This is a genomic window from Clostridium psychrophilum, assembly GCF_018861705.1.
Lineage (GTDB): Bacteria > Bacillota > Clostridia > Clostridiales > Clostridiaceae > Clostridium_AD > Clostridium_AD psychrophilum.
In genome coordinates this window covers 1-7,078 of record NZ_JAHLEC010000140.1, presented here as the reverse complement: position 1 = coordinate 7,078, position 7,078 = coordinate 1, and the positions used below count along the sequence as shown (strand labels likewise).

7 protein-coding genes are annotated in these 7,078 nt (G+C 27.7%); 4 read left to right on the top strand and 3 right to left on the bottom strand.

What is annotated here, in order from left to right; genetic code table 11:
• Nucleotides 1-218: 218 nt before the first annotated feature.
• Complete coding sequence (locus KPL38_RS17425) at nucleotides 219-668, bottom strand: MarR family winged helix-turn-helix transcriptional regulator (RefSeq protein ID WP_216290412.1); 450 nt, start codon at nucleotides 666-668, stop codon at nucleotides 219-221.
• A gap of 496 nt (nucleotides 669-1,164) precedes the next feature.
• Between KPL38_RS17425 and KPL38_RS17420 the strand changes: the two genes are divergently transcribed.
• Both KPL38_RS17420 and KPL38_RS17415 read left to right on the top strand, forming a co-directional pair.
• The gene (locus tag KPL38_RS17420; protein ID WP_216290411.1) at nucleotides 1,165-2,640 is read left to right on the top strand and encodes an MDR family MFS transporter; all 1,476 of its coding nucleotides are present in this window, start codon (nucleotides 1,165-1,167) and stop codon (nucleotides 2,638-2,640) included.
• Between the two features lie 48 nt (nucleotides 2,641-2,688).
• Nucleotides 2,689-3,099 (top strand): universal stress protein, encoded by a 411-nt coding sequence (locus KPL38_RS17415; protein ID WP_216290410.1) that lies wholly within the window; start codon nucleotides 2,689-2,691, stop codon nucleotides 3,097-3,099.
• A gap of 25 nt (nucleotides 3,100-3,124) precedes the next feature.
• Here the strand turns inward: KPL38_RS17415 and KPL38_RS17410 are convergent, their stop codons facing one another.
• Both KPL38_RS17410 and KPL38_RS17405 read right to left on the bottom strand, forming a co-directional pair.
• Nucleotides 3,125-3,550 carry an oxidoreductase gene (locus tag KPL38_RS17410; RefSeq protein ID WP_216290409.1) on the bottom strand — a complete coding sequence of 142 codons (426 nt, stop codon included), beginning with the start codon at nucleotides 3,548-3,550 and terminating at the stop codon, nucleotides 3,125-3,127.
• Between the two features lie 222 nt (nucleotides 3,551-3,772).
• Complete coding sequence (locus KPL38_RS17405; protein ID WP_216290408.1) at nucleotides 3,773-4,108, bottom strand: MerR family transcriptional regulator; 336 nt, start codon at nucleotides 4,106-4,108, stop codon at nucleotides 3,773-3,775.
• 291 nt (nucleotides 4,109-4,399) lie between these two features.
• Between KPL38_RS17405 and KPL38_RS17400 the strand changes: the two genes are divergently transcribed.
• Both KPL38_RS17400 and KPL38_RS17395 read left to right on the top strand, forming a co-directional pair.
• Nucleotides 4,400-4,633: a DUF6465 family protein gene (locus KPL38_RS17400; protein ID WP_216290407.1), complete on the top strand. Its 234-nt coding sequence runs from the start codon at nucleotides 4,400-4,402 to the stop codon at nucleotides 4,631-4,633.
• A 466-nt stretch (nucleotides 4,634-5,099) separates the two neighbouring features.
• Nucleotides 5,100-6,083 (top strand): DUF3231 family protein, encoded by a 984-nt coding sequence (locus KPL38_RS17395; protein ID WP_216290406.1) that lies wholly within the window; start codon nucleotides 5,100-5,102, stop codon nucleotides 6,081-6,083.
• Nucleotides 6,084-7,078 lie beyond the last annotated feature (995 nt).

The window sequence follows — 7,078 nt, the reverse complement described above, 5'->3', positions numbered from 1 at the left end:
ATATGTGTCTTTGAATCCAATAAAAGAAGAAGAACTTCTCATTATAGAAAAGGCATCATCATAAAAAAATTAAATGTATAAATTGCGACAACTATGTTGACAAACTCCGCTATTTCTAATTACGTTTTTATATAAAAGTGTAATACATTTTTAGTGTAGTTATTATTTCTATTTATGTTTTTAATTGCTTGCTATTTAACAGTTTTAATGACTACAAACTAAACCTGATTGTTGTGTTTTAAATTATCTATATTTTCATCTATTTGTAAAAAGACTTCATTAAATATTTTTAGTTTTTCATAAGATATACCTTTAAGAATATCGTTAAATATCTCCTCTAAAAATGGAGTTACTTTCTTACAAGTGTCTAACCCATCAGCTGTTATATGTATAGCAATGGAACGTCGATCTTCTTTATTTGGATGTCTTTCAATAAAGTTTTTTCTTTCAAGTATATCAATTATTCTAGTTAAGGTAGACTGATCTTTACTCGAAACTTTGGCTAAATTTTTTTGACTTATTTTGTTTTGTTTAGATAATCTCACTAATACTAACCACTGCTCAGTTGTTACATTAAACTTTTCAAGCTTGTTATTAAGATAATGTATTAGTTTTTTATTAATTTTGTTGGATAGCATTCCAATATCTTGATCATAAGATTTAAACATATCAGTCATCTCCATGAAATAGGCTTGTTGTATAGATAGTTGTTATAACAAGTAATTATACACTTCTTTATTTGTTTTTCAAGAAAAAAATATTTTAGATTCTCAAATTTGTCAGCTTATATTGCGGAATAATAGTTTGTTTTTGCAAGTATAAAGGGCAGTAAACTCATTCCAATATTTAAAGAAATTGATGTTAATTTGAATTTTTTTGAGTATATATGTAATGCCATTAAGCTGAAAATTAAATTGCAATTTTTATTTAAGTAGTATAGTATTAGTGTACTGATAGTTAGCTAACATATTATTGTTGCAACATGTAAATTAGAAATTGTAAAAACATTGAATATTTAAATAAAGCTATTAGTACATATTGTAATTATATTATGTTGTTGCATTGGAATGAAATATAAAACTAACTATTCAAAAATCATACAAATCACTTTTGTGGAATTATGCAAAAGTTCAAATTTAAAGATTGCTTGGGAGGAAAAAATTCATGGAAGGAAGTTTAGAAAATTCAAATTGTCAACAAAAAAAATATAATGTAGTACCAATTACTGTTGCACTAATCATGGCTGGATTTTTTTGTATGCTAAATGAAACTTTGTTAAATATGGCATTAAAAAAGTTAATGGTTCAATTCGGCGTATCTGCAAATACTGTGCAATGGGTAAGTACAGGATATATGCTCATTATGGGAATAGCAATTCCTGTTTCTGCCTTACTTATTCAAAGTTTTACAACAAGGAAATTATTCGGATTTTCTGTAATAGTATTTTTAATTGGAACAGTTGTAAGTGGTTTATCTACATCTTTTTTAATTTTGCTAGTAGGTAGATTAATTCAAGCTGTTGGAACTGGTATTTTAATACCGAATATAGTAAATACTTTGTTAATTATAAATCCTGTGGAGCAACGTGGAAAAGCACTGGGCATATTTAATCTTGTAATGTTTTGTGCTCCCGCTTTAGGTCCAACTATTTCTGGTTTAATTATTCAATCACTTAATTGGAGATGGTTATTCTTTATAATATTACCTTTCTCAATTATATCTTTAATATTAGGTTATAAGTATATTGAAAATGTAACACAGTTGACAAAACCACCTATAGACATCATATCTATTATATTGTCTACTATAGGATTTGGTGGAATTATATATGGTGTTAGTAATATTGGTAGTTCATATACATATTTAGTAACAGGTCCTATAGTTGTTGCGGCTATATCACTGGTCATATTTGTAATACGTCAGTTACATATGAGTGAACCTATGTTAGATATGCGACCATTTAAAGAATCTATGTTTAGCCTTGGTTGTATACTTATGATTATTATGCATATGATAAATTTTGCTACTATGCTTATTTTACCTATGTTTCTTGAAGGTGCGTTAGGGTTATCAGCATTTATTGCTGGTCTTCTTATGTTACCCGGTGGAATTTGTAACGGGATTATGTCACCAATTTCAGGCCATTTATATGACAAATTTGGTCCTAAAGCATTAATTATACCGGGGTATGCAATCTCAACTATTGCATTCCTTTTACTTTCTCGTTTTGTATCTATGAGTATAAGTATTCCTATGATTATTGCTTTGCATTGTTTATCTTTATTAGCTGTTGGGCTTATAAATACACCTGTACAAACTAATACTTTAAATCAATTATCTCCAAAGTATTATCCTCATGGAACGGCTATAATGAATACGTTGCAACAAATATCAGGAGCATTTGGAACCTCTTTATTTGTTGCTATTATGACTTCATATCAAAAAAAATATTTATTTACTGTTAGTAATCCATCTGCTGCAAAATATCAATCTTTAAGTTTAGTATTCGGAGTGCACCATGTTTTTATAATTGAAACTTGTGTTCTTGCTGTCGCTTTAATTTTGTCTTTATTTATAGCAAATAAAAATAGTAATAAAAAAGCGGCCATTGCTACAAATATTAACTTAGAAAACAATTAAAGTGTTTTAAAATATAGAATATTATAATTATGAAAGGATGTTTTTTATATGAAAAAAATAAAAGCTTTAGTACCATTAGATGGTACAGAAAGAAGCATGCACTCTCTTAATTGGTTGAAGGATTTTTTAAATAAGGATGCTATTTCAATTACACTAATGAATGTAATGGAAATAGTAATAACTAATGATATGGTAGTTCCAACTGAATTTGATTATTTAGTAGAAGAAAGCAAAGTGTTTTTAGATAAAGCCCAAAAGGAATTGGAAGGATATGAAGTTGAAAATTTTATTACTTTTGGATACTCTGGAGAACAAATATTAAAAAAGGCTAAAAAAGACAGCTATGACATAATAATTATGACAAAATCTAATAAAAAAGGTTTATATAAAATGGTTGGATCTGTAACAAGTAAGGTTGTTAGAAATGCTTCTATACCAGTAATAGTTATTCCTAAATAGTATTTACTGATATCTATTAAAGAGCTTACAGGTTCAACTGATTATCAAAAATAAGAGCAAAAAAGTATACTATATTTTTTATAGCTGAAGGTCCATATATATTCATTTCATTGGCATCTGGATGCTCATTTTGTGACCCTCCATAGACTATTTGCATTGCAATCTTAGTTTCATGCTTATGTACTTTATCTACTAAAATTTTGTATTCTTCAATAAAAGAATCATCATAAATTCCAGACATGCCAGGATTAGGTTTCTCATCCTTTGATATAAATGTATATCCTGTTAGTATTAATCCAACCCCACCCTTTGCTAAATTCTCATATCGCTGAATAAGTGCGCTACTTATATGTCCATCATTATCTGCCATCTCATCCCAAGTAGCCGCTCTAATAAATCTGTTTTTAACCTCTATATTGTTAATGTTTGTTTTCTCAAATAAATTTTTCATACTTATTCTCCTCATTTAGTGTATTATTTGTCCTTCTCTTGAAAGTAAACCACATACCTAAAACTTATTTTATACTTCCCTAATAGTTTATTTTGTAAAACATCTAAATATATTATTATATATTTAGTATGGCAATAATAATAGTATGCACTTTAATGTAAGATACTAACTAAAAGGAGAGTAAGGGTATTAATTCTCCGTAATTAAAGATTAAGAACATAATTAGTCATCAATTTTTTTATCCAGACGTTTGAGCGTCTGCTGCATTTCTTTAATCTTTTCAGCAAGCTGACTACGTTGTTCTATTAAAAGCTTTTTTCTAGCCTTGATTGTAGGATTCCCTTGCTGAAACATGGTTACGTACTCTATTAATATTTCAATGGAAAGTCCTGCACCACGCATACATTTTATAAAATCAACCCAATTACAATCGTCTTCTGTATAGTCCCTAATTCCGCTCGCATTTCGATTTACTGGTGGAATCAAACCAATTCGCTCATAATACCGAAGCGTATCGGCTGTCATATCATATTTTTGACTTGCCTGTGCAATTTTCATGGAAAAGCACCTCCTTTATCGAATGAAATTTGTGAATGTAGTTTTTTTCACTTTGGCGAAAGCAATATCTGATTTTATTCCATTTTAATAATACTTGTTTTTCTTTCTACTATATATAGTTTATCACTTGAAGTGAACTCCAAGTCAAGTAGTTTTATGAAAAAATTTAGTGCCTGATATATAAAATATTAAATATTATATTTAATTACTTTTGTGAATAAACTTAGGCATATTTGCACTTGTCTCTTAATAAAATATAGTAAAGTAATAAATTTTTAAGGATATTTTATTATGCTAAATAAAGCTATAGTAGAAACTAAGTCAATAACTATACCTAGAAAAATGTATGTTCAATATGAAGGAAAACAAATTGAGGAAGATGATTTAGTAAAAAAGTTTGAATTTGAATGGTGCAAAAAATATAGAATTGATGAAATTACTGATCTAAAAATTTATCTCAATATTGATGCTAGAAAAGCATACTTTGTTGTAAATGGATCATTTTCTGTAATTATAGACTTTTAAATTATTGAGTGTAACTTACACAGTAAGTTCAAGTTTCTAGCTTTTGTTTTTTATGAACGAGAATACTTGAAATAAGTATGTAATTTTAAGGAGCTTAAAAATTGGCTTCTTTTTTGTTTAGAAAAATTAAATTATATACAAAATAAAAAAGGACTAAATTAATAGCCCTCTTCTGTATGTAAAAGATAAAAAATAGAAGGAATCTTTTGTGGAATACCTTCTTCAAATCCAATAAAGGACTTATAAATAATTTATATATACACTATAAGCCTTTTTATGACAAAAAGCAACAACATAATACATGAATGAAATTTGTGAAATGGATGGATGATGATATTGAATTAAGTTTAATTAAACATTTTTATTTATCTAATATGAACTTATAGTGTTAATGAACTCCTCAATGTATATATATTCTTATTCTACAAATACTAATAGCAATATTTACAAGTGAGGAGTGAATGTATTGGATATAATTTCAAAAATAAAAAAAATTACAAATAGAAACGATACCCTAGATATCCAGGAAGCATATAATATATATAGTCTTCTAAGAGCAAGGTATGTTAGCACTCAAACGCTTCAATTATTTAAAAACTTTATTCACGATGTGGATTGGCAAATAGTCCTAGATAATTTTCAGAAAGATTTTGAAGTACAAATAGATAATTTGGAAAAATTAGGCAAGAAATTTCGTATAATCATGCCTAACAGACCTCCAGTAGATGTCAAATTTGCAACTCGTATTAATGATGTAACAGATGATTATATCTATAAAAAGATATACCATGACCTTATAGCGGAGCTAACATCTCTTGGTCATGCAGTTCGTTCAACAAGTACGAATGATAATTTAAGAAGTATTGTTATAGAAGATTTAATAACTCATTTTAAGGATTTTGATATACTTTATAGGTTTGGTAAATTGAAAGGGTGGGAAGAAACGTATCCTACTTATAAGACGTCTATTCCTCAGTTAGAAGAACAACTTTCTACTTCTGAAGCGTTTCATATTTGGGATCATATTGCTATGAGATATGAGCAAATTGAACTCATAGGCATATTCTCAAGTTTTGCCCATGATACTGAGTTTAATGCAATACTTCAACATGGGGCATATATTTATAACAAGCAGCTTAACAAACTGGAAGGATTAGCACTAAAGCTTAATGTACCACTGCCTAACAGACCGTCACTACCAGTAGCGTCTCCAATTGATCCTGAAACAATTACTGATAAGTTTATGTACCGAATTATTTTAACCTGGCAATTAGAGTCTATAGACACCCATATCAGAGCAATCATTGAGACAATTAGGAATGACACGTTACGTAAGTTATGGAGAGAGTTACTTAATTCAGAGTTAGAGTATTACAATAAATATTTGAAGTATGGAAAAATGAAAGGCTGGACAAGAGTAGTCCCAATTTATGGGGAACCAGTGACCTAATTGAGCATAAAAAGAGACAGAGTATATTTTATAGCAATGTAAAATGCATTCTATTTCTTTTATGCAAAGTTACAGGTTATTTTCATGACATAACATAGCAAAAGCCAACTAAAATATTTTTTAATTTTTTTTATATAAAATTATTACTAAGTAAATATTCCCAATAATTCAGGTGTTCTTATTAATTTCTATGTTTAGTATTAAAATCTAATATTATAAAACTTAAATCATTAATCTACCATAAATATTGTAGTAAATTGATGATTTACAATTAAAACAATTCTTGTATATTTATATAAGGATTATGGTATCTTTTCTTATTTAATGAATCATTTTTATATTGAATTTGCTTAAATCTCTAGATATCTTCAAAGAGTTACCTGTCCACTAATACAGTAAATGTTTGTACTCACAAAATCAACTCCTTATAAGTCAATATATAACATATTGATATTTTTCTCGCAATTTGCTTTGTACATAATTTAAAAAGTTTATTGTTAAGCAATAGTTATGTAATGTTAAAATTTTATCTTAATGATGTATAAAGGCCAAATCGGAGAATAATAGGAGAAATATGGGCTGAAACATACCTCTCCTATTAGAAAACAATTAATGAAATTGAAGATAAAGAGTTGTGAAATACACTTGTTATCAAACATCCTCCCCTATATGCTTCTAAATCTTGCAATTAAAATTATCTAAAACTTCTTTATGTTTTAAATCTTTTAAATATTTTTGTTCACATACTAATTGTGTTTGTTTTATTATTTTATTTTTGTTTGATATTCTTAAAACTGTTAATGTTAATACTATAAGTGTTACTATTATGATAAAACCGAAAATAAATAATGTAATTATAATAATCACCCCTTATATTTATTAATTAGTACTCTCGGAAACTCTCAAGCCATTGCTAATTCTAGGTTCATTTTTATGCATATATCAACTTCACCCCAGAATTTCTTCGAGCTTTCTATATTGAGGATAGCATAGGT

Bases quoted from the DNA above. Each gene is read 5' to 3' on its own strand.
- KPL38_RS17425 (WP_216290412.1), bottom strand. From the start codon at position 668: ATGTTTAAATCTTATGATCAAGATATTGGAATGCTATCCAACAAAATT.
- KPL38_RS17420 (WP_216290411.1), top strand. From the start codon at position 1,165: ATGGAAGGAAGTTTAGAAAATTCAAATTGTCAACAAAAAAAATATAAT.
- KPL38_RS17415 (WP_216290410.1), top strand. From the start codon at position 2,689: ATGAAAAAAATAAAAGCTTTAGTACCATTAGATGGTACAGAAAGAAGC.
- KPL38_RS17410 (WP_216290409.1), bottom strand. From the start codon at position 3,550: ATGAAAAATTTATTTGAGAAAACAAACATTAACAATATAGAGGTTAAA.
- KPL38_RS17405 (WP_216290408.1), bottom strand. From the start codon at position 4,108: ATGAAAATTGCACAGGCAAGTCAAAAATATGATATGACAGCCGATACG.
- KPL38_RS17400 (WP_216290407.1), top strand. From the start codon at position 4,400: ATGCTAAATAAAGCTATAGTAGAAACTAAGTCAATAACTATACCTAGA.